Origin of the sequence: Pedobacter sp. 22226, from assembly GCF_052045455.1 — a bacterium.
GTDB lineage: Bacteria > Bacteroidota > Bacteroidia > Sphingobacteriales > Sphingobacteriaceae > Pedobacter > Pedobacter jeongneungensis.
This window is the reverse complement of the sequence record NZ_JBQEPB010000008.1, coordinates 52,258-78,875: the sequence shown is the minus strand read 5'-3', so window position 1 is coordinate 78,875 and position 26,618 is coordinate 52,258. Positions and strand designations below refer to the sequence as shown.

General features: G+C 40.0%; 25 protein-coding genes. 8 read left to right on the top strand and 17 right to left on the bottom strand.

Annotated features, from left to right (window positions below; translation table 11 throughout):
• Positions 1–68 precede the first annotated feature (68 nt).
• Positions 69–746, bottom strand: coding sequence for a competence protein (locus tag ACTJKC_RS18330; RefSeq protein WP_440794162.1), 678 nt, complete (start codon positions 744–746; stop codon positions 69–71).
• Positions 747–987: 241 nt separating this feature from the next.
• On the opposite strand from ACTJKC_RS18330, the gene ACTJKC_RS18325 reads away from it, so the two are divergent.
• Positions 988–1,206, top strand: a complete 219-nt coding sequence (locus ACTJKC_RS18325; protein ID WP_440794160.1) for a DUF6965 family protein — start codon at positions 988–990, stop codon at positions 1,204–1,206.
• A gap of 106 nt (positions 1,207–1,312) precedes the next feature.
• Positions 1,313–1,510: a hypothetical protein gene (locus ACTJKC_RS18320; protein ID WP_344851063.1), complete on the top strand. Its 198-nt coding sequence runs from the start codon at positions 1,313–1,315 to the stop codon at positions 1,508–1,510.
• Between the two features lie 100 nt (positions 1,511–1,610).
• Here the strand turns inward: ACTJKC_RS18320 and ACTJKC_RS18315 are convergent, their stop codons facing one another.
• Entirely contained in the window at positions 1,611–2,108 is a 498-nt protein-coding gene (locus ACTJKC_RS18315; RefSeq protein ID WP_440794158.1) for an SRPBCC family protein, read from the bottom strand.
• Between the two features lie 10 nt (positions 2,109–2,118).
• A complete protein-coding gene (locus tag ACTJKC_RS18310) occupies positions 2,119–2,424 on the bottom strand; it encodes an ArsR/SmtB family transcription factor (RefSeq protein ID WP_344851065.1) in 306 nt (101 codons plus the stop codon).
• A 179-nt stretch (positions 2,425–2,603) separates the two neighbouring features.
• Between ACTJKC_RS18310 and pta the strand changes: the two genes are divergently transcribed.
• Both pta and ACTJKC_RS18300 read left to right on the top strand, forming a co-directional pair.
• Positions 2,604–4,691, top strand: coding sequence for a phosphate acetyltransferase (gene pta / locus ACTJKC_RS18305; protein WP_440794155.1), 2,088 nt, complete (start codon positions 2,604–2,606; stop codon positions 4,689–4,691).
• A gap of 1 nt (position 4,692) precedes the next feature.
• Positions 4,693–5,883, top strand: coding sequence for an acetate/propionate family kinase (locus tag ACTJKC_RS18300; protein WP_440794153.1), 1,191 nt, complete (start codon positions 4,693–4,695; stop codon positions 5,881–5,883).
• 105 nt (positions 5,884–5,988) lie between these two features.
• Here ACTJKC_RS18300 and ACTJKC_RS18295 read toward each other — a convergent pair whose 3' ends face one another.
• The gene (locus ACTJKC_RS18295; RefSeq protein ID WP_344851068.1) at positions 5,989–6,372 is read right to left on the bottom strand and encodes a VOC family protein; all 384 of its coding nucleotides are present in this window, start codon (positions 6,370–6,372) and stop codon (positions 5,989–5,991) included.
• A 168-nt stretch (positions 6,373–6,540) separates the two neighbouring features.
• Positions 6,541–7,023, bottom strand: a complete 483-nt coding sequence (locus tag ACTJKC_RS18290; RefSeq protein WP_440794150.1) for a DinB family protein — start codon at positions 7,021–7,023, stop codon at positions 6,541–6,543.
• Positions 7,024–7,135: 112 nt separating this feature from the next.
• On the opposite strand from ACTJKC_RS18290, the gene ACTJKC_RS18285 reads away from it, so the two are divergent.
• Entirely contained in the window at positions 7,136–8,206 is a 1,071-nt protein-coding gene (locus ACTJKC_RS18285; RefSeq protein WP_440794148.1) for an aminotransferase class V-fold PLP-dependent enzyme, read from the top strand.
• 94 nt (positions 8,207–8,300) lie between these two features.
• Here ACTJKC_RS18285 and ACTJKC_RS18280 read toward each other — a convergent pair whose 3' ends face one another.
• Genes ACTJKC_RS18280 through ACTJKC_RS18260 form a run of 5 tightly spaced genes read right to left on the bottom strand, consistent with a single transcriptional unit; the run spans position 8,301 to position 14,340 of the window.
• A complete protein-coding gene (locus ACTJKC_RS18280) occupies positions 8,301–9,278 on the bottom strand; it encodes an L-histidine N(alpha)-methyltransferase (protein WP_440794146.1) in 978 nt (325 codons plus the stop codon).
• Positions 9,279–9,284: 6 nt separating this feature from the next.
• The gene (gene egtB, locus ACTJKC_RS18275; RefSeq protein ID WP_440794144.1) at positions 9,285–10,433 is read right to left on the bottom strand and encodes an ergothioneine biosynthesis protein EgtB; all 1,149 of its coding nucleotides are present in this window, start codon (positions 10,431–10,433) and stop codon (positions 9,285–9,287) included.
• The gene (locus ACTJKC_RS18270; RefSeq protein WP_440794142.1) at positions 10,433–12,004 is read right to left on the bottom strand and encodes an ABC transporter permease/substrate-binding protein; all 1,572 of its coding nucleotides are present in this window, start codon (positions 12,002–12,004) and stop codon (positions 10,433–10,435) included. Before ACTJKC_RS18270 ends, egtB begins: the two co-directional genes overlap by 1 nt.
• A complete protein-coding gene (locus tag ACTJKC_RS18265; RefSeq protein ID WP_440794140.1) occupies positions 11,997–12,956 on the bottom strand; it encodes an ABC transporter ATP-binding protein in 960 nt (319 codons plus the stop codon). The genes ACTJKC_RS18270 and ACTJKC_RS18265 overlap by 8 nt, the downstream gene beginning before the upstream one ends.
• A 1-nt stretch (position 12,957) precedes the next feature.
• A complete protein-coding gene (locus tag ACTJKC_RS18260) occupies positions 12,958–14,340 on the bottom strand; it encodes a mercuric reductase (RefSeq protein WP_440794138.1) in 1,383 nt (460 codons plus the stop codon).
• A 179-nt stretch (positions 14,341–14,519) separates the two neighbouring features.
• On the opposite strand from ACTJKC_RS18260, the gene ACTJKC_RS18255 reads away from it, so the two are divergent.
• On the top strand, positions 14,520–14,672 hold the full coding sequence (locus ACTJKC_RS18255; protein ID WP_440794136.1) for a hypothetical protein: 153 nt from the start codon (positions 14,520–14,522) through the stop codon (positions 14,670–14,672).
• Between the two features lie 235 nt (positions 14,673–14,907).
• On the opposite strand, the gene ACTJKC_RS18250 is transcribed toward ACTJKC_RS18255, so the two are convergent.
• From ACTJKC_RS18250 to pxpB, 5 genes are read right to left on the bottom strand one after another with little or no spacing between them, the layout of a single operon-like run.
• Positions 14,908–17,469: a M1 family aminopeptidase gene (locus ACTJKC_RS18250; RefSeq protein ID WP_440794134.1), complete on the bottom strand. Its 2,562-nt coding sequence runs from the start codon at positions 17,467–17,469 to the stop codon at positions 14,908–14,910.
• Between the two features lie 10 nt (positions 17,470–17,479).
• Positions 17,480–18,664 carry an NRAMP family divalent metal transporter gene (locus ACTJKC_RS18245; RefSeq protein ID WP_440794132.1) on the bottom strand — a complete coding sequence of 395 codons (1,185 nt, stop codon included), beginning with the start codon at positions 18,662–18,664 and terminating at the stop codon, positions 17,480–17,482.
• Positions 18,661–19,416: a 5-oxoprolinase subunit PxpA gene (locus ACTJKC_RS18240; RefSeq protein ID WP_440794130.1), complete on the bottom strand. Its 756-nt coding sequence runs from the start codon at positions 19,414–19,416 to the stop codon at positions 18,661–18,663. The genes ACTJKC_RS18245 and ACTJKC_RS18240 overlap by 4 nt, the downstream gene beginning before the upstream one ends.
• Positions 19,417–19,418: 2 nt before the next feature.
• Entirely contained in the window at positions 19,419–20,417 is a 999-nt protein-coding gene (locus ACTJKC_RS18235; RefSeq protein WP_440794128.1) for a biotin-dependent carboxyltransferase family protein, read from the bottom strand.
• Entirely contained in the window at positions 20,398–21,177 is a 780-nt protein-coding gene (gene pxpB, locus ACTJKC_RS18230; protein ID WP_440794126.1) for a 5-oxoprolinase subunit PxpB, read from the bottom strand. Before pxpB ends, ACTJKC_RS18235 begins: the two co-directional genes overlap by 20 nt.
• Before the next feature lie 252 nt (positions 21,178–21,429).
• Here pxpB and ACTJKC_RS18225 point away from each other — a divergent pair, with 252 nt between their 5' ends.
• Positions 21,430–22,641, top strand: coding sequence for a sensor histidine kinase (locus tag ACTJKC_RS18225; RefSeq protein ID WP_440794124.1), 1,212 nt, complete (start codon positions 21,430–21,432; stop codon positions 22,639–22,641).
• A 701-nt stretch (positions 22,642–23,342) separates the two neighbouring features.
• A complete protein-coding gene (locus ACTJKC_RS18220; RefSeq protein WP_344851083.1) occupies positions 23,343–23,567 on the top strand; it encodes a helix-turn-helix domain-containing protein in 225 nt (74 codons plus the stop codon).
• Here ACTJKC_RS18220 and ACTJKC_RS18215 read toward each other — a convergent pair.
• Positions 23,564–24,859, bottom strand: coding sequence for an ATP-binding protein (locus tag ACTJKC_RS18215; protein ID WP_440794121.1), 1,296 nt, complete (start codon positions 24,857–24,859; stop codon positions 23,564–23,566). The two genes, ACTJKC_RS18220 and ACTJKC_RS18215, sit on opposite strands and share 4 nt — an antisense overlap.
• 107 nt (positions 24,860–24,966) lie before the next feature.
• Positions 24,967–26,583 (bottom strand): Na+/H+ antiporter, encoded by a 1,617-nt coding sequence (locus ACTJKC_RS18210; protein ID WP_344851085.1) that lies wholly within the window; start codon positions 26,581–26,583, stop codon positions 24,967–24,969.
• Positions 26,584–26,618: the final 35 nt, after the last annotated feature.

The window sequence follows — 26,618 nt, the reverse complement described above, 5'->3', positions numbered from 1 at the left end:
GTAGCTGTAATTATTAGCCTACAGCGCTGTATGATAAAGTTCTACCGCAGATTTGCGTATTTTGAGACTCAAAATTCAGGTGGAGTATGCCAGTTAACAAAAGTTTTCCGGCTAATGATTTTCAGATAAGGATAATTTCCATTTAATTGTTTTCGTTGTTTTAGCTCATATAAAAAATGTCCTCCCAAGTCTACAATTATTTTTGCGGTAGCTAAATACCATACACTATGTGGTTGTTTCCAGCAAAAAGAGTATAGATTAGAGGTCAGTTTAATGTCCTTAAGTTCGGGATGGTAAAAATTAAGTATTTTAGGATTGGTTACTCCCTCAGCCACTTCTGCTTTTCGTACCATCGAAAGGTGATCGGAATGACAAAACTCGTAATCTGCCAGTTTTGGATCATCTACATCAGGCAGGTGTTTCAGTATTTTAAAACCTTTAAATTTTTTACCATTCAATACCCAGATGAGGTTGGGGTAAAAGGCTTCCCTGCTCTGGAGTTCTGCAACGGTAATCGGCGAATTCTGAAATTCGATGGTATAACCGGATGGCGTAAATACATCGGCACGATGAATGTCGGTATTTGCGGCATCGTAAAAAGCGACTTCTCTAAAAGAAGGTGGGAAAGCCAGTTTCCAGTCGCGGTGCCAGGCCGTTTCTTTACGGTAATATTCTTTCTTCTGCGCGGCAACATCAGGGATTATCTGAGCAGGGAGAATATCTTTTTTCATTTCACTGTTATCCATTCTATGCGGTTGGCATAAGCAAATCATCAATAGGGATAGCAAATTTAAGCTAATTATTTTAGTACGGCAAGAATTTTGGGGCGGAGCAGTTGGCATTAGGTAAGTGGCGAACCACAAAGAACGCGGAGAAATGGCGCAAAGAACACAAATTTGAATGGCTATTTTTTCAAACTATATCTTCGGACCTCAGACTTCGGACTCCCGACTATAAGACTAAGGACTAAATTACTAACTTTGCAGCATGACCATCCCAGAAATACAACAGTTAGAAGATTTTTTTGCCCAGGCGGGGAAGCAACAAGTTCCTATTTACCTTAATGAAGCTACAGTGATTACCGATTATGAGCATTTTCTGGAAAGTCATTTAACACCTCTAAAAGCTAATCCGGAGGCCAAAGTGAATATTCCAATTATTCACCGGTTAAAAATGTTAAAGCTCTTGATCGAATCGAACGCTTAAAATTCTGATTTAATTGCTATAAAAATTTTCCACATCCGTTTAAAACTTTCCCTCGTTAAAATTTGTTCTCTTGTTGATTTTTGATCCACACAAATTTTAACAACACATGGAAACCATTCTAACTGACGCTGATTACAAATTGGTTATCAACCGCATTGCGCTGCTTTCTGCAAAAAACAGCACTGGTAATGCAGAAAACGAGGAATTAAAACAATTAAGCGCTATGGCAATAGCATACGAATGCCGAAGGTATGATTTTACGATTCAACCTTATCAGAATCGCCAAATTTGTCATCCTGAATAAAATGAAGGCTCTATCAAAAGTAAGTTAACTATTGAATTTGATAGTGAAGCGTCTTCATTTATCCTCAGAATGACAAATTAACTGACAGGAAATTATTTCCTTATTTGTTATTTCCGAAATACTGGTCCAAATTATCCAGGCCGGCAGTAAATCCTTCTCTGAAACCCATTTGGAGAATAGCATCCATATCTTCGGCTTTATCGAAAGTTATTTCTACATGTACTATCGTTGCCTGTCCGTCAGCCGAAAATTCTTTTTTCCAGTACATGGTTGGGAAACCGGTATTTTCTTTACCATCTTCATCGCAAAATGAAACCGCATTGGTGATGCGTAACTCCGGCTCAATGGTTTTAAAATTTTCTTTGCACCACGATCCTTCCCCTTCCGGCCCCAGCATTTGGTATAGCCAATAGCCACCTTCTCTAAAATCCATCGTTTTGGTTACTGCACGGTAAGGATGCGGCGCCCACCATTGGTCTAAAATTTTGCTATCCGTCCACGCTTTCCAAACACTGGCCAAAGGTGCATCGAATGCTCTTTTTACAGTCAGTTTTTTGTTTGCAACGTCTTTCGTAAAGACTGCTTCATTTTTACTCATAACTTTGTATTTATTGGTTTTTTAATAGGTTGTCTAACTGGTTAAAACGGCTTTCCCAACTTTTACGGAACTGTTCCATCCAAATATCTACTTCCTGCATTTTTTGCGCATTAAAATGATAATGAATTTCCCTCCCGTTCTGCTCCTGCTTTAAAAGCTGGCATTCGGTTAAAATTTTAATGTGTTTGGATATGGCTTGCCTGCTGCTGTCAAAATGATCAGCAAGTGCATTCGGCGTCATGGCCTGTAATGCCAGCAAACTCAAAATGGCCCTGCGTGTTGGATCGGCAATTGCCTGAAATACATCTCTTCTCATAAAACTTGGTTATTAGCAACCGTTCAGTTGCAAATATAAACGCAACCATTCGGTTTCGCAAATTAATGTGAAATTATTTTTTATTATCATTAAAAACTTAAGCTCCTTAAATTTTTAAAATAAATATTTCCAACTATATTGGGCCTAATTGGTTTATTGCTATAAATTGCTCCTTATTTATGACTAAAAATATATACATCGCTTCTGCCGAGCCCTATACCGGAAAATCAGTTATTGCCTTCGGGATGATTAATATGCTGCTGGCCAAAACCCAGAAAGTAGGTTATTTTAAACCCATTATCGCGCAGGATGATCCGAACCAGCGGGACGAACATGTTGAAGCCATGCTGGATTATTTTTCGCTTCCGGTTAAATATGAGGATGCCTTTGCTTTTACCAGGCAGGAAATGCTTCACCAATCGGAAGATAGCGGTGCCATCATCAATACCATCATCAGCAAGTATAAAAAACTGGAAGATAATTATGATTTCACCGTAATTGAAGGTAGCGATTTCCTGGGCGAAGGCATGGCTTTCGAATTCGAATCGAACGCTTTAATGGCCAAAAACCTGGGTGCTCCGGTTTTGATTGTGGTATCAGGGAAAAATAAAACCGCCAGTCAGCTTTTTAAAACAGCCATCAATATTTACCGCAATTTCCTGTTGCGCGATGTACAGGTATTGGGCGTAGTGGCCAACATGGTAAATCCTGAAGAAGCAGAGCGTATTAAACAGGCTTTAACCAACCAATTGCCGGCAGAACTGCTTATTGCGGTAATCCCGACTGAAACAGGATTGCAAAGTCCTACCATGAAAGAAATTACTTTGGCATTGGGTGGCGAAGTGCTTTTTGGCGCAGAACTGATGGATAACCAGGTTGATAATTTTGTGACCGGTGCCATGATGTTGCCTAACTTTTTAAGGCATATAAAAGATAACCTGCTTATTGTTACCCCTGGCGACCGCGGGGATATTATTATTGGGGCATTGCAGGCCAATTTATCGGCCAATTACCCCAAAATTGCAGGTATTGTATTAACTGCGGGCAGCTTGCCTGATGAGCCGATTATTAAATTAATTGAAGGTTTGCAAACCATCATCCCGATTATTGCCGTACAAAAAGGAACCTTCGAAACCACCACAACAATCGGTGGGATCCATTCTAAGATCACCATCGAAAACAAAAAGAAAATTGCCCTGGCGATTGAGCTTTTTGAGAGATATGTAGACATTAAAGCCCTTGACGATAAGATCATTACCTTTAGCTATCAGGGCATTACGCCGCACATGTTTCAGTACCAATTGGTTAAATGGGCCAAACGGGATAAAAAACACATTGTTTTACCTGAAGGAAATGACGAACGTATTTTAAAAGCAGTTGAAAAACTGATTGCCCAGGATATTGTTGACATTACACTTTTAGGCGACCCTGCCGAAATTACCAACAGCATAAAAAGGCTGGGACTTAATTTAGATTTAAATACGTTAAGAATCCACGATCCCAGACAATCTACCCACTATAATGATTATGTAGATACCCTGCACGAACTGCGTAAAGCCAAAAATGTAAACATGGAAATGGCCAGGGATATGATGACTGATGTTTCCTATTTCGGTACCATGATGGTGTATAAAGGTGATGCAGATGGAATGGTTTCGGGAGCTGTACATACCACTCAACACACCATCAGGCCGGCTTTGCAGTTTGTTAAAACCAAGCCGGGTGTATCGGTGGTATCTTCGATCTTTTTTATGTGCCTGCCAGAGCGTGTGGCCATATTTGGCGATTGTGCTGTTAACCCCAATCCTACTGCCCAGCAACTGGCAGAAATTGCCATTTCATCGGCAGAAAGCAGTGCTAAATTCGGCATTGAGCCCCGCATTGCCATGCTTTCTTATTCTTCCGGAACATCAGGTGAAGGTGAAGATGTAGAACGCGTAAGGGAAGCTACCGCGATTGTAAAAGCAAGACATCCGGAGTTAAAAATTGAAGGCCCGATACAATATGATGCGGCAGTTGATCCATTAGTAGGCAGGCAAAAATTACCGGGTTCTGAAGTGGCCGGAAGGGCAAGCGTTTTGATCTTTCCCGATTTAAATACCGGAAATAATACCTATAAAGCTGTACAGCGCGAAACCGGTGCATTGGCCATTGGCCCGATGTTACAGGGATTAAACAAACCAATAAACGATTTGAGCCGCGGTTGTACCGTAGATGATATTTTTAATACCGTTGTGATTACAGCAATCCAATGTCAGGACATTTAATATGAATATTTTAGTTATCAATTCAGGAAGCAGTTCCTTAAAATACCAGCTTTTTAAAATGCCCGAAAAAGCACCGGTTTGCAGTGGTTTAGTAGAGCGCATAGGCATTGAAGGTTCGTTTATCAAACATACCGTTTATAGTAATGGTGAAAAGCACAACATTGAAGAATCGGGTTTTATAGCCAACCATGGCGAAGGATTAAAACAAGTGCTGGCCTTGTTAACCGAGGGCGAATATGCCGTAATTAACAGTCCTGATGATATTGCCGCAGTTGGTCACCGGGTGGTGCATGGTGGTGAACATTTTACAGGCGCAACGCTCATCACCGATGAAGTAAAGCAACAGATCAAAAAGCTGTTTTCTCTTGCTCCATTGCACAATCCCGTTAATTATAAATGCATTGAAGTTGCAGAGCAGACTTTTAAAAATGCCAGACAGATTGCCGTATTCGACACTGCTTTTCATCAAACCATACCTGAGCAAGCCTACCGTTATGCCATTCCCGAATGGTATTATAAAGAACATGCCATCAGGGTGTACGGATTTCACGGTACCAGCCATAAATATGTGAGCGAACAGGCCATTAAATGGTTAAATAAAGAAAATTCTAAAATCATTAGTATCCATTTGGGTAACGGATGTAGCATGGCGGCAATTAAAGATGGAAAATCTATTGATACCAGTATGGGCTTCGGGCCATTAAGCGGATTGATGATGGGTACCCGTTCGGGAGATATCGATCCATCGGTGATTTTCCATTTAATGGAACATTCGGGTTATACTTTAGAACAATTGAGTACTTTGGTTAACAAACAATCGGGATTATTAGGCGTGGGCGGATCGAGTGATATGCGCGACATTAGAAAACTGGTTAGTGAAGGAAATGCCGCTGCTGCTTTAGCTCTTAAGTTATATGCTTACCGCATTAAGAAATTTATCGGTGCTTATGCTGCCATCCTAAACGGAATAGATGCGATTATATTTACCGCAGGTGTTGGCGAAAATGATAGTAATATGCGCGAAGCGGTATGCACTGAACTGGATTACCTGGGCATTGAACTGGATCCAGCTCAAAACATTGCGTATAAAGGAGAACTCAAAGAAATTAATACTAAGGACTCAAAGGTTAAAATTTTAGTGATCCCAACCAATGAGGAATATGAAATTGCACACCAGTGTTACGGGCTTTAGCCCAATACTTCCGAAGTCGGCAACGCGAAAAGGCTAAAGCTAACTTCGGAAGTTTTCAAGGCAATTTTATAGATTTATTCGATATGGTGGAAATGACGCAACTATTTAGGTCGTTTCCAAAATAGATAAAATATTTCCTGACGGATCTCTGAACCAGGCAATATTTGGTCCGCCGTTACCACGGGAAATACCTTTTTCATCGGTTTTGATCGACTCCTGGTTGTAAATTTCGAACTTTACCCCTTTGGCAATTAGTTCATCAGCAGCCTGATCTATATTGTCAACGGGAAAATTAAGTACCGTAAAGGTAGCCGGAACATGATTTGGTTTGGGGTAAAGCAATATATTCGATGATCCCGAAACCACCACTTCGATTACCCCCATTGGGTTATCTTTAACTTCGAGGCCCAATACGCCCTGGTAAAAATCTTTTGCTTTCTGTACATCATCTACAGAAAATGAGCTGAACGCTTTTGAATTTTCTAACATAACCTTGTTTTTAAATCATTTATGAGAACAATGGTAAATTTAGATTGAATATTCAGTATCAACCGGTTGCAAAAGCGGCAAATAATGCACCTAAACGAGACAATATCCTGGAATACTTAACTACAGATGAAAAGGATGCACACAGATATTATCAGCGTTTAATTGTGATCAATACCTAAATTTCCAGGCACCCAACAAACGCCTGATTACTACAATTTCTGCAATGTGATAAGCATTATGATCAGCAATCTGCAAAGCTTCACGCAGTACCGTTTGTCCATCTCCATGCGGAATCTGCTCAAATAAATCAACCGAATCCAATAAGGCAATAAATTCTTTCAGGTCACTATCAATCTGTTTAAGCGTATTATTCCATGTTTCCTCATCTTTTGGCGCAACTTCTTTAGGCCAGTATTCGTCCGGCCATTTTGGTGACTGGTGTGCGCCATCTTTACTAAATTCGAGCATATCCCACTGGGCAATCTTAATGTGCTCTGCCAATTGCCAAATGCTGTAAGGCAAATGGTGTGGTTTCTCTCCTAAAAGCTCAAAGGGCAGATTGGCAACGGCATCTTTTAGTCCTACATGCGCTCCGCCACCGTTTAATAATTTTTTAAGTTCTGTAATCAGTATTGAAGTTTGATTTTCCATAATCGTTTAAGGATTGTATTAACTTAACAAACGTGATTCTCATAGGTTTGTATAAAATTCAATTTCGGAAGGCGACATATGACTTTAATACATATTTATTTTAATTTTGGATATGAACCTATCCTTTCCGATCCTCAAAAACTACACCTATCTAAATACCGCTAATTCTGGTCTGCTATCAACAAATCTGGCCGCATGGAGAAATAAACACGATGAGGCCTTTATGGCCGGTGGCAGTATTTTCAGAATGGAAAACTTACCGCTAATCGATGAGCTGAGAAACAATATTTCCAGAATTTTCGGTTCAAAGCCAGAAAACACCTTTTTGGTGCAAAATTTTTCGGTAGGTTTTAATACTTTATTAAGCGGATTGGATAAAAATCATCGTTTTCTGCTGCTTGAAGAGGAATATCCATCGGTAAGTTACCCCGTAATCAGTATGGGATTTGATTATCATATAATCAATATAGATGAAAATCTTGAGTATAATATCATTAAAGCCATAGATGTTTTTAAACCTACCATATTTGCTTTTAGTATGGTGCAATATATTAGTGGATTGAGAATGGACGACGATTTTATCCAGAAATTAAAAAGCACTTACCCTAATCTTTTATTAATCGGTGATGGCACACAATTTTTGGGAACTGTTGATTTTAACTTCGAAAAATCTGGTTTAGATGCTTTGTTAGGCAGCGGTTACAAATGGCTGTTGGGCGGATATGGAAATGGTTATGTTTTTCTTTCCGACCAGATGAAGGCTGCTATTTACATGAAGAATAAACTTGCAGCATTGCCTGCAGCGCCATTTTTAAAGGGCAAAGATCATTTATCAATGTGTTTCGAACCCGGCCACTTAGACAGCTTAAACTTTGGTACTTTAAATGAAAGCTTAAATTATCTTGATGCCATCGGTTTTGATTGGATTGAAAAAACCAATCAAACACGCTGTGATAAAGCAAGGCTAGAACTAAGTTCAAGAGGACTGATCCCAGACTGGATGTTAAACCGGAAATATCAATCAACTATTATGAGCCTGCCATTAGAGCAAAAAACGGTTGATAAACTTGCTGCAGCCAAAATTCTATGCTCTCCCAGGGGAACGGGGACTAGAATTTCGTTTCATTTTTATAATACGGAAGAAGATTTGGATAAACTGCTTAAAGTTCTTGACCAATCATAGTCGTCATGCTGTCCCGAATCTTTGGGATCAGCATCTGTTTAGCATTAAGCCCCTGAAATAAATTCAGGGTGACGACCGATCTTAAATAAAAAGATTAATCTACCTTCCAAATTGCATCTACAAAATACTGGTGCTGATCAAAAAAGCGCTGCAGTGGTTTAAAACCTGTTTTTTCTGCAAGCTGATCAATGTCACTTAGGGCGTATTTCTGTGAGATTTCCATAAAAATATATTCATTTTCAGCAAAATGTATGGCCTGGCGACCAATATTTACGATCTGGTTTTTTAAACTGATGAGGTAACTTTTGCATGCACCAGATGCAGGGTCGTAGCTGGCATAGTGTTCAAAATTTTCGAGGTTGAAATTGCCATCCAGTTCTTTATTGATGCGTTGTAGCAGATTAAGGTTGAACGACCTGGTTATTCCGCCTTTATCGTTGTAGGCAGCGAGGATTTGTTGGGGATTTTTCTTGAGGTCGAAACCAATAATGAGCAGATCGTTGGGAGAAAGCAGTTGTTTTAAAGATGAACAAAAGTCCTCAGCATCGGTAATTGTCATGTTGCCAATATTTGCCCCCATAAACAGCACTACTTTTCTGCGATCAGATAATTGAGTGGCTTTTTTAAGCATATCAAAATAATCACCATTTAAGCCTTTTATATCCAATTCAGAGAGTTTTTTAGGTAAATTTTCCTCCAGGTCTGAAATAACATGCTCAGAAATATCAATCGGAACATAACTAAATTCCATTTTATTATCCAACAGGGATTTTAGAAGATGAATGGATTTCGTGGCATCACCAGCACCCAATTCGATCAGGTCAAAAGCGGTTCCATCTGCAGTTATGGCCTGCGAAAGCTGTGCAGACTGGTACCTGAGAATTTCCATTTCTGCATTGGTAAGGTAATATTCTTCCATTTCCATAATCTGCTGAAATATGCGGTCGCCGGTAGCATCATAAAAATACTTGGAGCGCATAAATTTTGGTTCAGATTGTAATCCTGTTAAGGTTTCCTGAAGAAATTGTGTTTTGTTGTCTGTTGTTGTTTCAATGGTGGTGGTCGTGCTCATATTGATCTATTTTACCAGGCGGATGCCTGTATATTGCCATCTTAAATGCGGATGAAAAAAATTGCGATAGGTTATTCTTGAATGATTTTCCGGAGTGGCTATTGATGCCCCACGGAGTACCTTCTGGTTGACCATAAACTTGCCATTATATTCGCCAATGGCACCGGGTGCTTTGCTAAAACCGGGATAAGGAAGATAAGCGCTTTCGGTCCACTCCCACCTTTCGCCCCAGTTAAAGCTTTTTGCAGCTGTTTCCCATTCAAATTCGGTTGGCAAACGCATGCCTTTCCAGCTGGCAAAAGCATAAGCTTCGTAATAACTGATGTGGCTTACCGGAGCATTCAAATCAATTGGCAAAAGTCCACCCAAAGTATAATTAAACCATGCGCCATCAATTAAATGCCAGTACATAGGCGATGTGATGTGGTTACTGTTTACCCAATCCCAGCCCTCTGCATGCCAGTAGTTAAAGTTTTTGTAGCCTCCTGCATTGATAAACTCTAAAAATCCGGCATTGCTAACCAATGTTTTACTGATAGAAAAATCGTGCAGGTACACTTTATGCCTGTTTAATTCATTATCAAAGCTGAAATCTGATCCTTCATACCCAATTTCATAAATTCCTTCCGGGATATCGATAAAATCAGATGTTGTTTGGTTAACAGCCGCTTCTTTTTTCTCTTTTGAGTACACAGGAAAAAGCGGATTATTGCCTAAAATATATTTAATATCGGTTAATAAAAGTTCCTGATGCTGCTGTTCGTGGTTAAAGCCCAAAATCAATAACTCCTTCACTTCATCCTTTAAAGGAGCAGCTAAAAATTTTACCATGGCTTCATCTACATAACTGCGATATTGATAAATTTCGTTCACACTTGGCCGGCTTAAATTACCCCTGTCGGTACGGATTACGCGGTTACCCACGGTTTCGTAATAACTATTAAAAACGAAATTATATTCCTCGTTATACACCTGATAGTTAATGACATACGGTTTTAATATAAAAGTTTCGAAGAACCAGGTGGTGTGGCCTAAATGCCATTTGGGCGGACTCACATCTGCAACAGGCTGTACTACATAATCTTCGGTTTGTAAGGGTTCACAAATCTGTTCGGAATATTTCCTAATCTGCAAGTATTCTTCTACCAGTGTCATTAGTTTTTATCTAAATAATTTTTAAGATCTGTGATGCTATTAACATCCAGTTCTTTTGATTGTTTTTGCCGCATCATTAAAGCGTAAGAATTATTAAAACCAATGGGTTTAAGCCATTTGATTTTAAACTTTTTTTCAAATTCAGCACTTACATAATTGAAAGTTTTCTCTTTATCGTGGGCCATTTCTTTTGCAATTTTTGGATCTGGCTGCAATAGCACCAATAGTCCTGTTCCGGTATATTCGGGGTAAAAATCGATCTGATCATTCGTTAGGGCATCAAAACAGATTTTCGTTCCACCCAGTCCGGTTTTAGTAGCCACATCGTAATCTGTATTCCCTTTAATTAACATGCTGTACATTTCTGCAAGAATATATTGTTCGCCAAAAATCTTCGAACCAATTTTTACAGTACCATTATGCCCGTTTTTAGGCGCTTTATACAAACCATTGCTGATCAGAAAATCCTTTGCTACCCTTTCAGGTTGCTGGTGCAGGTAATCGGTTTTGTAGTTCAGATCGGTCATGATGGAATCTGTAATCTTCCCGGAAAGTAAATTGAGCGTTTTTTCCAGCTCCGGAAATTTCTTCAAAGCTTCATCACGAACAATTGGCGCAGCGTAATAAGGCGGAAAAATATGCTTGTCATCATTTAAGATTTTGAGGTCGAAAGCTTTTAAACGTCCATCAGTGGAATAACCGCTGATTACATCGAGTTCTTTTGCAAAAGCGGCTTTGTACATCACGGCATCACTGATCACGATGGTATGGATTTTCAGGCCATAGGTTGATTTTAATCCAAGATCGCCATCCTGCCTGCCCATAAATTCAGGAGTAAAACCAGCTGTTAAAGTAGAACCATAGGCAGTTGGTAAAGCATAAAAACCACCCAAAACTAAAATCACAACAGGAAAAATGTACAATGCCTTTCTCAGTTTTTTAAAATCCATCTTTTGGATTAGGGAAAGCAGTGCATCTAATATAATCGCCAGCAAAGCTGCAGGAATTGCCCCGGCCAAAATCATATTGGTGTTGTTGAGTGAAATGCCGCCGAAAATAAACTCGCCCAGGCCTCCTGCGGCAATAAATGAGGCCAGCGTAGCCACCCCGACATTAATTACAGTTGCGGTACGAACACCTGCTAAAATAACAGGCATAGCCAGCGGCAATTCTACTTTTAGTAAAATCTGGCTTTTGCTCATACCCATGGCCCTTGCCGCTTCTTTTACGTGCTGATCGATGCCAATTATACCGGTGTAAGTATTTCGGATAATGGGCAATAAGGCGTAAATAAGTAAGGCTACAATGGCTGGTTTGGCGCCAATCCCTAAAACAGGGATCATAAAACCCAGTAAGGCAATGCTTGGTACCGTTTGCAACACACCTGCGATACCCAAAACCGTACCTGAAAGTTTTCTTTTCCTGGCAATCAATATACCCAAAGGTAAACCGATGGCAATGGCAAGAAGCAAGGAAATAAAGGTTAAACCTACATGCTGCAGGGTTTGACTGAGCAATTTATCAGATTGCCCGGACATAAACTGCCATAAGGTTTGATGTTGCTCATTCATGTACCTGCGCGTTTTGATACTGGTTAAAACCTTTGGTTAGCTGTTCGAAATTGATTACTTTATTTTCTTTGTTACTACCCGAAATCAGGAGTTCGGAACGGTTATTACTCCTTAATAGTTCCAAGGCTTCCCATACACTTAAATCAGCAGGATAACTTTCTCCATCCTGAATAATTTCTTTAGGTAGATAAGGCCATATATCCTGTATATTAACCACTTTAAATTCTAATACAAGCCTTTGTCCGGCCAGAAATTTTCTGGCAAAATCATTTACCGGTTGGTAAAGTAATTCTTTAGGCGTGCCGATCTGAACCACTTCGCCCTTATCCATTAAACAGATCCGGTCAGCCAGCTCAAAAGCTTCCTGAACGTCATGGGTAACCATTACAATGGTTTTTCTTTTCAATTCTTCAAGCGCTTTAAATTCTTTCTGAATACTGGTACGGGTAACATTATCTAAAGCACCAAAGGGTTCGTCCATTAATAACACTGAAGGATCGGTAACTAAGGCCCTGGCCAAGCCTACGCGCTGTTGCTGCCCTCCGCTTAATTCATGCGGATACATCGCCAATGCACTTTCAGGAAGGTGAAGCTTCTGAATGAGTTCTTGCGTACGGTTTTTTATTCTTTCTTTATCCCACTTTAAAAGTTTGGGCACCAACGCAATATTTTCTGCAATGTTGTAATGCGGAAATAATCCGATATTCTGCATTACATAACCTATTCCCTTACGCAAAACATCAGGATCCTGACCGGTAATGTTTTCACCGTTAATAAAAACCTGACCTTCATCAGGCTCAATTAAGCGGTTAATCATTTTTAAGGTGGTGGTTTTGCCACAACCACTCGTCCCCAGTAATACCAACGTTTCCTTTTCGGCCACTTTAAAAGAGACTTGATTTACCGCCCGGGTATCTCCAAATTTTTTACTTATCCCTTTTAATTCGATCATGTTATTTATCGAGTTTCATAAACAGGTTATTCAGCGATTCGGTATAGGTAGGATGCGCAAAAACGCAATACCTGATTCTGTCGTAGGTAATACCACCTTCCATGGCCATTTGGAGTACAGACATGATCTCTCCACCTTCCGATGCCAAAATAGCTGCGCCCAAAATCTTTTTTGTATCTGCATCAACAACGGCCTTCATTAAACCTAAAGTTTCGTTGGTTTCGATGCCACGGGCCACCTGCGACATTGGAATTACAGCAACATCATAATTCAGTTTCTTTTCTTTTGCCTCTTTTTCTGAAATCCCTATCCGGCCAAGCTGAGGATCGGTAAACATGCAATAAGGTACAGGCCGATCCTGAATGGAATAGTTTGTGCCTTCAATCAGGTTACGGTACACAATGGTATAATCGTTATAAGCGATATGGGTAAAGGCTGGCCCACCTTTAACATCTCCCAATGCATAAATTCCTTTTACGTTGGTTTCCAGCTTTTCATTCACGATAACATGTCCTTTATCATCGAGTTTTATGCCACAATTTTCGAGGCCTAAATCTGCAGTTTGTGGCGTACGTCCGGTTGCAATGAGGATATGACTTGCGGTAATGCTCTTTTTCGTTTTACCAGATTCAAGTGAAATATGGATCTGTTTTTTATCCTGACTGATGTGATTAATCTTTACATCGGTGATGATTTCGATCTTTTCATCGGTTAAGATTTCGGTAAGTGCAGATGAGATATCCTGATCTTCTTTATCCAATATGCCTGATGATTTTTCCAAAATGGTTATTTTACTACCAAAGCGATTAAACATTTGCCCGAACTCCAGCCCGATATAATTGCCACCAATTACCACCAGGTGCTCCGGAACGGTTTCTATATCTAAAATTGTTGTCGATGTAAGATAATCAATCTGATCCAGTCCTTCAACATCTGGTATAGCTGTTTTTGCGCCGGTATTGATAAAAATCAAATCAGCAGTAACTTTTTCTTCGCCACCACCACTAAGGGCAATGGTGAGTTCCTTTTCTCCGCTAAATTTAGCCGTACCAAAAATCAGCTGAAGCCCTTTGGTACTGTTAATTCCTTTTTCCGACGACTCCCTGAATTGTTTTACGATATCATCTTTACGTTGTTTAATCTTTTTGAAATCAATTTTAACCGATCCGATCTCAATGCCTAATTCCGATGCTTTTTTAGCCTGATAAACCGCTTTTGCAGAAGCAATCATGGCTTTAGTTGGCGTGCAGCCATCATTGATACAGGTACCACCAACCAGTCTCTTTTCGATAATGGCTGTCTTTTTTCCTGCTTCGGCAAGTTTTTTGGCCAATGGCGTACCTGCCTGCCCCGCTCCGATTATAATGGCGTCGTAATGTTTCATTGATAAGATTTGTTTTGTCGTTATTATAACCTGAATAAGAAGCTCAATGTTTGACCGGATATGATTTATTCTTAAACTGATATATTATTAAAGTTCAAATAAAAAAGTTACAAACCATATTTAAATATCGGCGTTAGATAATTGTAGACATTAAATTGACAAACATAATTCCCTAACTCATGCATACTCAAGCCGCAGACAACACGAACCTAACCGTTTATATCCAGGATGATCTTTCTATTGAAGATAAAAGAGAAATGGTTTTAACCAGTTTACTGGATGATTTGAACAGCCAGACAGAGTTTATTACACATGATCGTCATCTCGATTGAAGCGTAGCGAAATAGAGAGATCTGTCTCGAAATAGATTTCTCGACTGCGTTGCAATCCGCTCGAAATGACGGCACTGCAGAAGTTTAGTCGAGATGTTGGCTAATTAAAAAAGAAAAGGGCAAACAAATTCATGTTTACCCCTTTCCATCTAAATTAACGCTCTCGCAACAAAAGTATAAATTCTCTGTAAGCCTGCATGTAACAAATTCAGCTACAAAGAATAACATCATTAAATTAATGAACAATCTGCTGCGCTCTCCGGAGGTTATCAGTAGCCTGTAAAATCTTATCTTTTAATTTAGGATTATAATCAGGATGCGATTTTAAGAAATCCTGCACAATGGCATAAGCCTTTTTGTCGTTATAACCGGAAAATATTGCTACCAGCCACGATTGGGGAAAAAATATATCTCCCGTTTTTTGTATTTCTTCCAATAAATCTAAACTTCCCGGAAGATATTTTTCTGATGTAACCTGCCTGATGGGATGATGCAAATAGGCCAGAGCAGTGGTTACCCAGGCTTCTTTCCGGCGGTTTTTACGGTCTTTTAAACTATTGAAAAAGTTATCACGTTCTTTTACGTCTAATGATATTGCCGGCATTAAATAAACCAACCTGTTTTTACGGTCTTCATTTTTTGTACGCGCCAATTGCTCTTTTAATATATTATTGATCGTATCTGTTTTAAGCGCTAGGGTTAAAGCCAGCGAACTATAATCATCTTCCTGAAGTTTGATGCCCTCAGGCGCTGATTGTTTCAACCAGATATCATACAAACGTTTTCCTGCCTCGGGGCTTTGGTAAATGTTTTGGTAAGCGTTAAACAGTATTTTCTTATTGTTGGCCAGTGGCTCTGCTATTAAGGCGTTCCAGATGGTTTTCTCCATCAAAACATTAACAGATTCGCGCTTATCTGCTGAGAGGAATGTCCAGTAAATATTAGTCATATAGCCTGTTAGCAAACGCAAATTCATTTCATTTTTTTCTACAGTAATTCCTTTAAGCAGTATCACCATCAGTTCGTAAGGCTTAAAACTTTTACCCGAAAGCATGTTTTCATAGCAATTGATGTAGGCAGAGGCCCTTTCTAAGGGATCAGCAATATTATAAACATCGGCAACCATATGCTGATCGACGGGAAAAAGGCCATAGCCCGCCCCATCAGCATTAAATAGGATATATTGAGGTTTTGGAAGACCTTTTGCTTCAGCCACAAGCGTTTTAGCTGTCATGGCATTTACAGTTAAAACCTTACTATTGGTTGGGTAAACCAGTTTTACAGTAAAAGATTGTGGCCAAACCCTTTGCCCTCCCGTTTCGCCTGTTTGACTAAGGCTTAAATCACTAATTTTATCGCCTTCATACTTAATTTCATAACTAAAAACCGGTCTGCCGGGCTCATTTACCCAAACTTTGTTCCAGCTGTACAGATCGCTTTTAGTGTATTGGCTTAAAATGGTAATCAGATCGTTCCAGGTGGCATTACCATAAGCATATTTTTTAAGGTATTCCCTGATTCCTTTCTGGAAGTTCTCTTTTCCCATCAACAGCTCTAACTGACGCATCATGATGGGCGCTTTATGGTAAATGATATTTCCATACATGGAACCAGCTTCCTGAAGATTCTCCAGTTGCTGTCGGATGGGATTAGCGCCCAATGTCCTGTCTACACCATAAGCCGCCGGGTAATGGTCCTGAAGGAATTTAAGGTCGAAAGTACTTTTACCCATCAGTTTTTCGGTTACTTTATCGGCCATAAAATTGGCAAATACCTCTTTCATCCAAACATCGTTAAACCATTTCATGGTTACCAGATCGCCAAACCACATGTGTGCAGTTTCGTGCGAAATGAGGTTAGAACGCGAAATAAACTGATCTTTGGTTGCGCCCTGGTCCAGAAACAAAGCCGATGCTTTATATTGTACTTCGCCCGGGTGTTCCATCCCGCCAAACTGAAAATCAGGAATCCCGGCAAAACCAATCTTCTGAAAAGGATATTTTATTGCCGTCCAGTTTTCTAAAAAATCAATGGCATCGCGATGGGCTACGAAAACAGAATCTACACTAAATTTGATTTTGGCCGAATCGGTTTCGCGGTGCAGAAATTCCATATCGCGGTCTTTCATTTTCTGATTAACATATGTGTATTTACCGGCCGTAAATGAGAATAAATAAGTGGGTAATTTGTCTGAATTTTTAAAATGATAAGTGATAGCATCTGCCAGTTTTAATGAGTCCTTTTTCACCGCATTAGCCATTACCTTCCAGTCAGTTGGAACAGTTAACGAAAGTAAAAAATTAGCTTTAAGATCTGGCTGATCAAAACATGGAAACACCGTTCTGGCATGATCAGGAACAAATAGTGCATATAAAAAATCCTTGTTCCTGTTCAGCGATTCATTGCCAGCAACAAAACCAATCTCGATGTGGTTATTACCGGACTTTAGATATTGCTGATCTACGATGATATGTTCATTTTTAAAATCAATATTTATCGCTTTTCCGTTAACGGCAATAGCTTTTAAATGAGCTATGTCTTGCTTAAAGTCAATTTGTAACTGATCTGATTTATTTAACTTAAAATCAATACCTTCTGTTGATTGAATCGGAGCGGTTTGTTCAGCAGGAATATTAAAGTGGAGCCGATACTGAATGTTGCTGATGTTGTTGCTTCTGGCAGTTGCCAGTGCAAGCGAGACACCAAGTTCAACAGCAGTTTTCTGCCCGCCCTGTTGTGCAAAGCCGTTTGCACTTAAAAGAGAGAAAAGAAGGAAATATTTTGTGACTTTGTTCATTGTATAATTTTTATTCTCCGTTAATCATTTGTAAAATGGTACCATAACTCATCCATACCATGGTGATTACTACTGCCAGCCCTGTTAACGTTAACCAGAGCGGCTGTTTATAATTTGCAATTATTTTTGTTCTATAAGCAGCAATAAGCATAATCCCCAGGGCTATTGGTAAAATGAAACCATTTATAGCACCTACAGCAAGTAATATTTTAACAGGTTTACCAATCAGTATAAAAATAAAGCATGAAATGGATATAAACGCAATAATGATTTCCCTGTTAAATTTTAAAATTAAAGGGTGGAAGCTTTTGATAAATGAGATGGAAGTATAGGCCGAGCCCACCACCGAAGAAATACCTGCCGCCCAGATCACTACACCAAAAATCTTGTAACCAATTTCGCCACTGGCCAGTTTAAATACCGATGCTGCAGGGTTGGATGGATCTAAAGTAAAACCTTTACTCACCACACCTAAAGCAGCGATAAACAGCAACAAACGCATAACAGAAGCCAACCCTATGGCACTTAAAGCACCTTTATTTACCGCACCAAGGTTGTGGATTCCGGTTTGCCTGGCATCTAATAAACGATGCGCACCCGAAAAGGTAATGTAGCCACCAACAGTCCCACCAACAATGGTTAATACAGCTGTGAAACTAAACTGAGTAGGATTTACGGCCCGCAAAGCCGCCTCTGCCAGGGGTGGCGAACTGGTATAGGCAATAATTAATGCCAGTACAATTTTAATAAGCCCCATGGTTTTGGCAAAAACATCCATGGCTTTGCCTGCTTCTTTGTAAATAAAAATCCCAATGGCCATAATGGCGCTGATTACCGCACCCTGCCCTACACTGATGCCGAACAGCACATTTAAACCTAAGCCTGCACCAGCAATGTTGCCTATATTAAAAGCTAAACCACCCAGAAAAACAAGAAAAGAAATAAAGTAACCTAAACCCGGAAAAACTTTATTGGCAATATCCTGTGCAGGTTTATCTGCAACGGCAATAATCCGCCAGATGTTTAATTGCGCAATGGCATCTAAAATAACTGATAGCAGAATCACAAAAGCGAAACTGGCTCCCAATTGTTGGGTAAAAACAGCTGTTTGCGTTAAAAACCCCGGACCAATTGCCGATGAAGCCATTAAAAAAGCGGCGCCTAAAAGTACACTCCAGTTGTATTTTGGCTTCATTTACCTGGTGCTTTAATGAAAACACCTTCTTCTTTTAACCTTTCAGAAATGAGCTTAGCAAAAGCTACGGCATGTTCGCCATCGCCATGCAGGCAAACTGTTTCGGCCACCACCGCAATGCGGTTTCCGTTTATACTGCTTACCTCTTGTTTTAAAGCAAAATTGAGCACCTGACTGATGGCACCTTCCTCATTATCAATTAATGCATTACCGGCAGAACGAGGTGTAAGTGTGCCATCATCCTGATAGCTACGGTCGGCAAAAACCTCTGAAGCGGTTACAATTCCTTTTTCTGCCGCTTCGGTAATCATTTTACTTCCGGCCAGGGCATACAAAATTAAACCCGGATCGAAATCGTAAACGGCCTGTACAATGGCTTTAGCCAAAGTTACATCTTTTGCTGCCATGTTATAAAGTGCACCATGTGCTTTAACATGATGTAATTTACTGCCAGCGGCTTTTACAAAACCGCTTAAGGCACCGATCTGATACAGGGTGAGCTGATAGGCCTCATTTGCGGTAATCTTCATTTCCCTTCGGCCAAAACCCTGCAAATCAGGTAAACCAGGATGTGCACCAATGGCCACTCCTTTTTTTATGGCCAAAGCAACCGTTTGCTGCATTACTCCGGGATCGCCGGCATGGAAACCACAGGCAATATTTGCAGATGAAATATAATCCATCAGCTGATCATCATTGGGCATGGCATAATTCCCAAATGCTTCACCCATATCGCAATTAAGATCGATCATCTTCATATTTTAATATATTTAAGGCTTATCGCCGTACTAATCAGTGCTAAATCGCACTCGCGTTCAAGATAGAGCTCTTCGGCTTCTTCTGCTGAAATTTCAGAAAAACGGATTACCTCATCTGGTTTTAGCTGAGCAAATACAGGCAAATCTACCGAAGCAATACGTGCGATACGCGGATAACCGCCTGTTGTCTGGCAATCGGCCATTAATACCACTAAACCGCCACTTCCCGTTACCTGGATCACTCCCGGTGTTACAGCCGTACTGAGCAATTCTTTTTTAATTTTCCTTACCAAAGGTGTTCCCGTTAAATGATAGCCCATGCGGTTGCTCCGCCTGTCTATCGTATAACTTTTGGTTAGAAAGGCAATAATGGAGGAAGCATCAAACCAATTGATTTCATTGACCGGCACCACCCTGACTGTATGCCTATCGTGAGGCAGCAAATCCGCTCTCGAAATGCGCCAGTTCGGATAAATGATTCCTTTTTGACGCAACTGATCGAATATCTGCGCGGAAACCCTGCCTACAGACTGATTATGAATTAAAACATCGCCTTTCCTGAGCGCCCTGCCATTTAATCCACCAAAACCGGCAGGAAGATAGGTACTTTTGCTTTCCATTACATCGGGCACCTCCCATCCCCCAGCCACAGCCAGGTAAGTCCACACGCCTGCAGTGTTGGCAATAAGGTTTACAATAGCGCCAGCGCGAAAAAACAATGGTTTTTCTGCAGGCATTATTTCGTCATTATAAACCAGAAAAGCCCCATCGCCCGAATAGGCAACTAAAATATCAGTTTCTGCTCTAAACGAAGCATCTGCATAGCTCAACTCGATGGTTGCAGCATCATCATCGTTCCCGACTGCTTTATTGGCCAGCCGGTGTGCCAGCTGATCCATTGCCCCTGAAACTGGCACGGCCTGCGAAAGGTACCGGTACCTGCCCGGATCTTGTACAGTGCTTAACATACCAGGTTTAATAATGCTGATTTTCATATTCGTTTTGCAGCATGGTATTAAACTCGTCTGTACCAACAGACTTAAAAGTAACCTGATCTCCCCCTTTTAATAACGAAGGTTGTGAACGGCTTACATCGAACATTTTTAGCGGTGTTCTTCCTATAATCTGCCATCCGCCAGGGGTTTCCATTGGATAGATACCGGTTTGCCCTCCTGCTATACCTACTGCACCTGCAGGTATTTTTGCATCAGGAACAGCCTTTCTTGGCGTAGTCAAACGAGTATCCATCCCACCCATGTAAGCAAAACCGGGCACAAAACCGATCATAAATACAGTGTAAAGTTTAGACGAATGTATATCAATTACTTCTTTTGTGCTGAGGTGATTAGTTTGTGCAACCGCCGAAATATCGGGGCCAAAATCTCCACCATAGCAAACGGGTATTACAATCGTATCACTCTGCATGTAGGATTCTTCTCTTTTAGTACGACCAATTTTTTTAAGGTATTGCGATACCTTATCGAAAGAAAATTTACCGGGAAGATCGGATGCAATAACCACCAAGGGATCAAAAAAAACGGTTAAGCTGGCATACGCCGGAACAGCGGTAATTAATCCTGGAAAAGGATTCTGCACCAAAAACTGATTAAAACCGGTTATTAATTTCAATAATTCTTCGCTTATTACGGTGCCGAACTCCACAGTAACAGATTGTTCGCTTAATGCATAAATATTTACCGGATAATCTGCAGAAAAATACGCGCACTGTTCAGCCATATCAATAAACCTGGTCATATTTTAGCCTAAATCATCTTTATTAATGGTATAGAGACTAATGTTTAGCTATAAAAATGATTATATAATATCAAAATCGCAAAGGTTTATGCATTTTATCTTTTAAAGCCAGATAAATTAACCCTGAGTAATGACAGATGCCATAATAAAAAGATCAATTAGGAATACATATAAGTGCAGGGACAGCGCATTAAGACCATTTTAATTTATACATTTGTCTGATTTCAAAAAATTAATATTCAATACCTCTCCATGAGCGTCTTTCCAGAACCTAAAAATGAGCCTTTACGCTTAAAAGCCTTACAATCTTACGGGGTTTTGGATACGCTTCCAGATATTGATTTTGATGAGCTCACCGTGCTGGCTTCCGAAATCTGTCAGTCGCCAATTGCCCTGATCAGTTTATTGGATGATAAAAGACAATGGTTTAAAAGTCACTTTGGCCTAAATGCCACCGAAACACCTAAAGAACAGGCTTTTTGTTCGCATGCCATTATGCAGCCAAGAGAGCTGATGATAATAAATGATGCCCGTGCCGACCGCCGTTTTGCTAATAATCCATTGGTAACCGGAAGCCCGAATATTGTATTTTATGCTGGTGTGCCCCTGGTTAACAGCGAAGGCTTCCCTTTAGGAACACTTTGTGTAATAGACCGCAAACCACGCGAACTGAGTGAACAGCAGCAAAATTCGCTAAGGATCCTGGCTAAACAGGTAATGACGCAATTAGAACTTAAAAGAAAAGTTGTTGAACTGGAAAAAGCGAACAATGTGCTCGAAGAAACAAATGCATTTATCAGGCAGTTTGCCCTTTCTGCGGCTCATGATATCAAAAACCCGCTGAGTTCGATAAAAATGACTTCACAGATGCTGCAGAAACGCCTGCTTACATCGGGTGATACAGATAACCTGAAACTGGTTGACATGAGTCTTGCTTCGGCACAGAAATTACTGAACCTGGTAGACGACATGCTTGATTATTCTTTTAAACCGGAATTACTCACCTCTGCACAAGCCGAAATAGACCTGAATAAACTACTGGAAAGGATTTCGACAATGATTAAAGTTGATACCGGGGTAAACATCACCTTCCCTGCTTTAACACAGCCCATTTATTGCTCTGTTATTGCTGTTGAACAGATTTTCTTAAACCTGTTAACCAACGCAATCAGGTATAACGACAAAGCAGCGGTTGAAATAAAAATAGTTTTTGAGGAAAGTGATCAGCAATATCATTTTGAAGTGCACGACAATGGAATGGGTATAGATAACAACCATTTAGCAAAGATATTTGATAAACACGTTACACTAAATAAAACCGATCGTTTTGACCAAAAAGGGACAGGCATCGGGTTGGCCAGTGTAAAAAGCCTGGTAGAAAAACTTAACGGACAAATCGCGGTAGAATCGGAACCTGGTTTAGGAAGCATCTTTAAATTTAGCTTAGGTAAGGTTAAACTGTAGCGGTTTAATTAATCGTGGCCCTTTTCAACCTAACCTTTTTTCCGTACCGGAAGCAATGTTAAAAAAATACTTTCCCGTATATTTTATTTAAATGAAATAATTCTAACTTTAGCCCATACGATTCTATCCATCTACTTTTAATAGCAGCAGAAATCGTAATTCCGCAAGCCAATATGCATCCCGATCTACTGGCAGGCGATTTAACATTTACATAAGAAAATCAAAGCTGAAAAATGCCCTATGAGCAACAGTTTTATAACCTTAACAATTTAACCGTTGCCATAGGGCAAAAAGGTATTTAACAGAATTTTGGCTTTAAAATACAGCCAGTTAAAAGAGCATTCCTGTTTAATACTTACACGGGATGGTGGATGATTTTGGGATATGGAAACAGCAGGAAACTTGCCCTGATTAAAGGCAAACGGATTGTGAATTACGTTTGTTTCCTGTAACATCTGATATATGATAATGGCGTAATAAATAAAAGCGAATGAACAAAATTTACAATGACAGCAGACATCACATGTTAAATATACTTAAGGTGTAATCCCCCATTAAGGTAAAACGCCATACTGGCTTAAACCCGTATTGATACTTTGTTATTCAATCAAATATAAAAAATTAATTTAAAATACGGTAATAAATAACCGCAAATATTTTGAATAAGTTGGAGACTTTGGGCTCAGAACTATTTAACCCCAATGATTAAAAAGGAAGGCTCAGCTATTCAGAATAATTTCGGTTTCAATTTGAAGAAAATCAGGAACAGCAAGGGCTTGAGTTTACGTGCAATGGCAAGAAACTGCGACATTGACGATAGCAATATTTCCAAAATCGAGAATGGTAAATTTGACGTTCAGTTATCTACCATTTTTGAACTGGCCAAAGGGCTTGATATCCATCCGAAAGATTTACTTGATTTTTAGCTTCCGGTAGTGTACCCTACCATATCTTTATCCAAAAGCAACGAAGCCAGCTCGTCGTATTCTTCAGTTTCCAGTTCCATCAATCCATTAAACAATTCGAATAATTGTACACGTTGATCTGAGTGCAGTAAAAGATCGATCAAATGCACTAAAGTTTTTTTCTGGTCGGTATTTAAGCTGCTAAATAACTTAGGTTCTATCTCATACAAAGCTTTCAATAAATTTACGAGCTTTGGTTTCTTTAATTGCTTATCACGTTCATTGGCGTAAACGGGAAATATTTCATCCTGCTCGTAAGAATCAATCAGCCGGTTTGCATATTCTTTTAAAAAGGGTTTACGTTTTTCTTTAAGGTATGCAGTAAGTTCTTTAATTAAAAAGCGGTATTCAGGCGAAGATTTAGCTGCACCAAATATGGCCACCTGTCCTTCGTTTTCGAAACTCTTAAAATCAAAGTCCCTGAAGAAATCGCTGTCTATATAAATGCTGTGGAAATAATCGTCGCTCTTTTTATTCAGCGTGGTATAATCCTTATAAATTTCTTCCCCTCCTGCCAGGAAATAATATTTAGACAGTTCTTTATGCAGGTTTTCTTTCCAATGCACATATTTAATTTTGAAGGTAACAGCCGTATCCGGATAAAAAAGATTAAACTCTTCAAGGGTTTTTACGTTAGTGCTAAAATCCAATGCTTCTCCATTTACTACAATAGAATAGTTTTTATGTCTGTTCAGCTCAATAAACCAGCAAAACTCATTGATCAGATAAGGCAAAACCAATTCTTTCATTTCCTGTTCGCCTATGCGCAGGTTAGTAAAAGAAACAGTAGTGCCTGTATTACCCGTAGCGGTTGGAATGGTGGTAAAATCGTGACTATAACTATTTAAGCCGCCGGTACTAATGTGTATTTCACCAGAACGAAAGCCTTGGTCGGCCTGGTAGGTGGTTTGCCAGGTGGCATCATGCGCAAAGGTAAAAAAGGTAAGCCGGCCTACCCCGTTACGTCCATGCATTTTTGAAGTGTGTTTTGGTGCTACAATCTGCAGTGATTTTTCTGATTCGTAAAAGGGATCGAATTTTTGCTGTAAACGTTCAAAATTAATTCCGTAACCATTATCGGCAATGGTTAAACTTTCCAAAAGCCCCAGGGCGTTGGCAGTATAATCTATCTCAATGGTATCTGCATTAGCATCAAAACCATTCCAGATGTACTCGGCAATGGCCTGTTTTTCGTTATAGTTTTTGAGTACCTTTTGTATTCCTTTTGAAGTGATGTTAACCTTTACCGACATATACTTACTAAATTAATTAGCAAATATATTATTTAATCTGATGATTGGAAGTGCCGGCAGCCATAAGTTTTAAACATCTTTAATTCCGTTCAGAATTAAACTGAAAATTATTCATCACGCTGACTAAAATGCCTGCGCAGTTTTTCTTCTTCTAAATCGAGCAATTCTAATTGTTCTTTAATCAGCTGATCGTTAATCTGTTCCTTTTTATTCAATCCTTTTAGCAAGGTGCGCTGTTCATTCATGATATCTTCGAGCGCCAAACGATAATCGTGGTAAAAGTCTTCGGCCCTCTGTGTATTCTCTTCCTTTTCCCAATCACTGAGCAGTTCCATTTCGGCTTCGATACGGATTTTTATCGATCTGATCATATCATTATGTTCAAGGGCATCATGGTATTTTTCATCGAGGATTTTGAGTGACAGCATGGATAATTTCTTCCTCACCATCTGTTTTTGCTGTTCAAAAGAAATGGTATAATCGGGATCGGGCATATCTACCCATTTAATCAGCCAGGGCAATGTTAAACCCTGCAATACCAATGTAACCAATATCACGCTGAAGGTAATAAATAGGATCAGGTTGCGCTGGGGAAAAGCTTCTCCTGATTTTAAGGCTATCGGGATAGAAAGTGCCGCCGCCAGAGAAACCACTCCACGCATACCTGCCCATCCGAAAAGCAATGGTGCCTTCCAATCTGGATTTGGATCTGCAGTGGTAATGTAACGGCTAATAAAGCGGGTAAAAAATAAGGCACCGTAAGTGCTTGCCAGTCGCCCGAGGATTAAAACCATACAAATAATGGCGCTATAGCGGATGGCCGGCAAAAGACCATCGCTGCCCAAACCATGTATAATAACCGGAAATTCTAAACCAATTAGCAGGAAAACAAAACCATTAAGTACAAAGGCAACCGCTTCCCAAACGTTAATTCCCTGCAAACGGCTCCGGTGGGTAAGAATACGGTCTCTGCGGGCAGAAAGAAATAGTCCTCCGCTCACAACAGCCAGCACCCCCGAAAAATGAAACTCCTCAGCCGCCATGTACATTACATAAGGCGTTAAAAAGGTAAGAATGATATCAATATTAGTTGTAGTGGGCAACCACCGGTGCAGCGCATAAAAAACAAGGGCTACTGCAATGCCGATTAAGATGCCCATTGCAATGACCATAACAAAATTGCCCGCGGCTTTTGTGAGCACAAAACTCCCCGTCATTACTGCAGCCAGAGCAAAACGGAACACCACTAAACTGGATGCATCGTTAAGCAAGCTTTCTCCTTCTAAAATGGTGGTAAGCCTTTTGGGCACTTTTATATTTCTAAGGATGGCAGTTGCAGAAACTGCATCAGGTGGAGAAATGATTCCGCCCAATAAAAACCCCAGGGCTAAAGTAAAACCAGGAATTAAACTCCGGGAAATTAAGGCTACAATAGTGGAGGTGAAAATAACAATCGGAAAGGCAAAACTGCTGATTACCCTCCGCCATTTCCAAAAATCTTTCCATGAGGTATTCCAGGCTGCTTCGTATAATAAAGGCGGTAAAAAAATCACAAAAATAAGATCGGGTTCTATTTCAATATCCTGAAGGATGGGCAAAAAGCTTAATGCCAGGCCTGCAATTACCAGTAAAATAGGATATGCCACGCGGATTTTTTGTGCCAGCATAACAACGAAAAGAATTACCGCGAGTAAAAAAGCATACTGTATAATGAGTTGGTGCATAAAATTTCTGGCTTGGTTCTAAAATACAACTTTTG

Bases quoted from the DNA above. Each gene is read 5' to 3' on its own strand.
- ACTJKC_RS18315 (WP_440794158.1), bottom strand. From the start codon at position 2,108: ATGAGTAAAAATGAAGCAGTCTTTACGAAAGACGTTGCAAACAAAAAA.
- ACTJKC_RS18270 (WP_440794142.1), bottom strand. From the start codon at position 12,004: ATGAATGAGCAACATCAAACCTTATGGCAGTTTATGTCCGGGCAATCT.
- ACTJKC_RS18245 (WP_440794132.1), bottom strand. From the start codon at position 18,664: ATGAAGCCAAAATACAACTGGAGTGTACTTTTAGGCGCCGCTTTTTTA.
- ACTJKC_RS18280 (WP_440794146.1), bottom strand. From the start codon at position 9,278: ATGAGCACGACCACCACCATTGAAACAACAACAGACAACAAAACACAA.
- ACTJKC_RS18290 (WP_440794150.1), bottom strand. From the start codon at position 7,023: ATGGAAAATCAAACTTCAATACTGATTACAGAACTTAAAAAATTATTA.
- ACTJKC_RS18235 (WP_440794128.1), bottom strand. From the start codon at position 20,417: ATGAAAATCAGCATTATTAAACCTGGTATGTTAAGCACTGTACAAGAT.
- ACTJKC_RS18215 (WP_440794121.1), bottom strand. From the start codon at position 24,859: ATGTCGGTAAAGGTTAACATCACTTCAAAAGGAATACAAAAGGTACTC.
- ACTJKC_RS18300 (WP_440794153.1), top strand. From the start codon at position 4,693: ATGAATATTTTAGTTATCAATTCAGGAAGCAGTTCCTTAAAATACCAG.
- ACTJKC_RS18330 (WP_440794162.1), bottom strand. From the start codon at position 746: ATGGATAACAGTGAAATGAAAAAAGATATTCTCCCTGCTCAGATAATC.
- ACTJKC_RS18220 (WP_344851083.1), top strand. From the start codon at position 23,343: ATGATTAAAAAGGAAGGCTCAGCTATTCAGAATAATTTCGGTTTCAAT.
- ACTJKC_RS18265 (WP_440794140.1), bottom strand. From the start codon at position 12,956: ATGATCGAATTAAAAGGGATAAGTAAAAAATTTGGAGATACCCGGGCG.
- ACTJKC_RS18255 (WP_440794136.1), top strand. From the start codon at position 14,520: ATGCATACTCAAGCCGCAGACAACACGAACCTAACCGTTTATATCCAG.
- ACTJKC_RS18260 (WP_440794138.1), bottom strand. From the start codon at position 14,340: ATGAAACATTACGACGCCATTATAATCGGAGCGGGGCAGGCAGGTACG.
- ACTJKC_RS18310 (WP_344851065.1), bottom strand. From the start codon at position 2,424: ATGAGAAGAGATGTATTTCAGGCAATTGCCGATCCAACACGCAGGGCC.
- pxpB (WP_440794126.1), bottom strand. From the start codon at position 21,177: ATGACCAGGTTTATTGATATGGCTGAACAGTGCGCGTATTTTTCTGCA.
- ACTJKC_RS18295 (WP_344851068.1), bottom strand. From the start codon at position 6,372: ATGTTAGAAAATTCAAAAGCGTTCAGCTCATTTTCTGTAGATGATGTA.
- pta (WP_440794155.1), top strand. From the start codon at position 2,604: ATGACTAAAAATATATACATCGCTTCTGCCGAGCCCTATACCGGAAAA.
- ACTJKC_RS18325 (WP_440794160.1), top strand. From the start codon at position 988: ATGACCATCCCAGAAATACAACAGTTAGAAGATTTTTTTGCCCAGGCG.
- ACTJKC_RS18285 (WP_440794148.1), top strand. From the start codon at position 7,136: ATGAACCTATCCTTTCCGATCCTCAAAAACTACACCTATCTAAATACC.
- ACTJKC_RS18225 (WP_440794124.1), top strand. From the start codon at position 21,430: ATGAGCGTCTTTCCAGAACCTAAAAATGAGCCTTTACGCTTAAAAGCC.
- ACTJKC_RS18320 (WP_344851063.1), top strand. From the start codon at position 1,313: ATGGAAACCATTCTAACTGACGCTGATTACAAATTGGTTATCAACCGC.
- ACTJKC_RS18210 (WP_344851085.1), bottom strand. From the start codon at position 26,583: ATGCACCAACTCATTATACAGTATGCTTTTTTACTCGCGGTAATTCTT.
- ACTJKC_RS18240 (WP_440794130.1), bottom strand. From the start codon at position 19,416: ATGATCGATCTTAATTGCGATATGGGTGAAGCATTTGGGAATTATGCC.
- ACTJKC_RS18250 (WP_440794134.1), bottom strand. From the start codon at position 17,469: ATGAACAAAGTCACAAAATATTTCCTTCTTTTCTCTCTTTTAAGTGCA.
- egtB (WP_440794144.1), bottom strand. From the start codon at position 10,433: ATGACACTGGTAGAAGAATACTTGCAGATTAGGAAATATTCCGAACAG.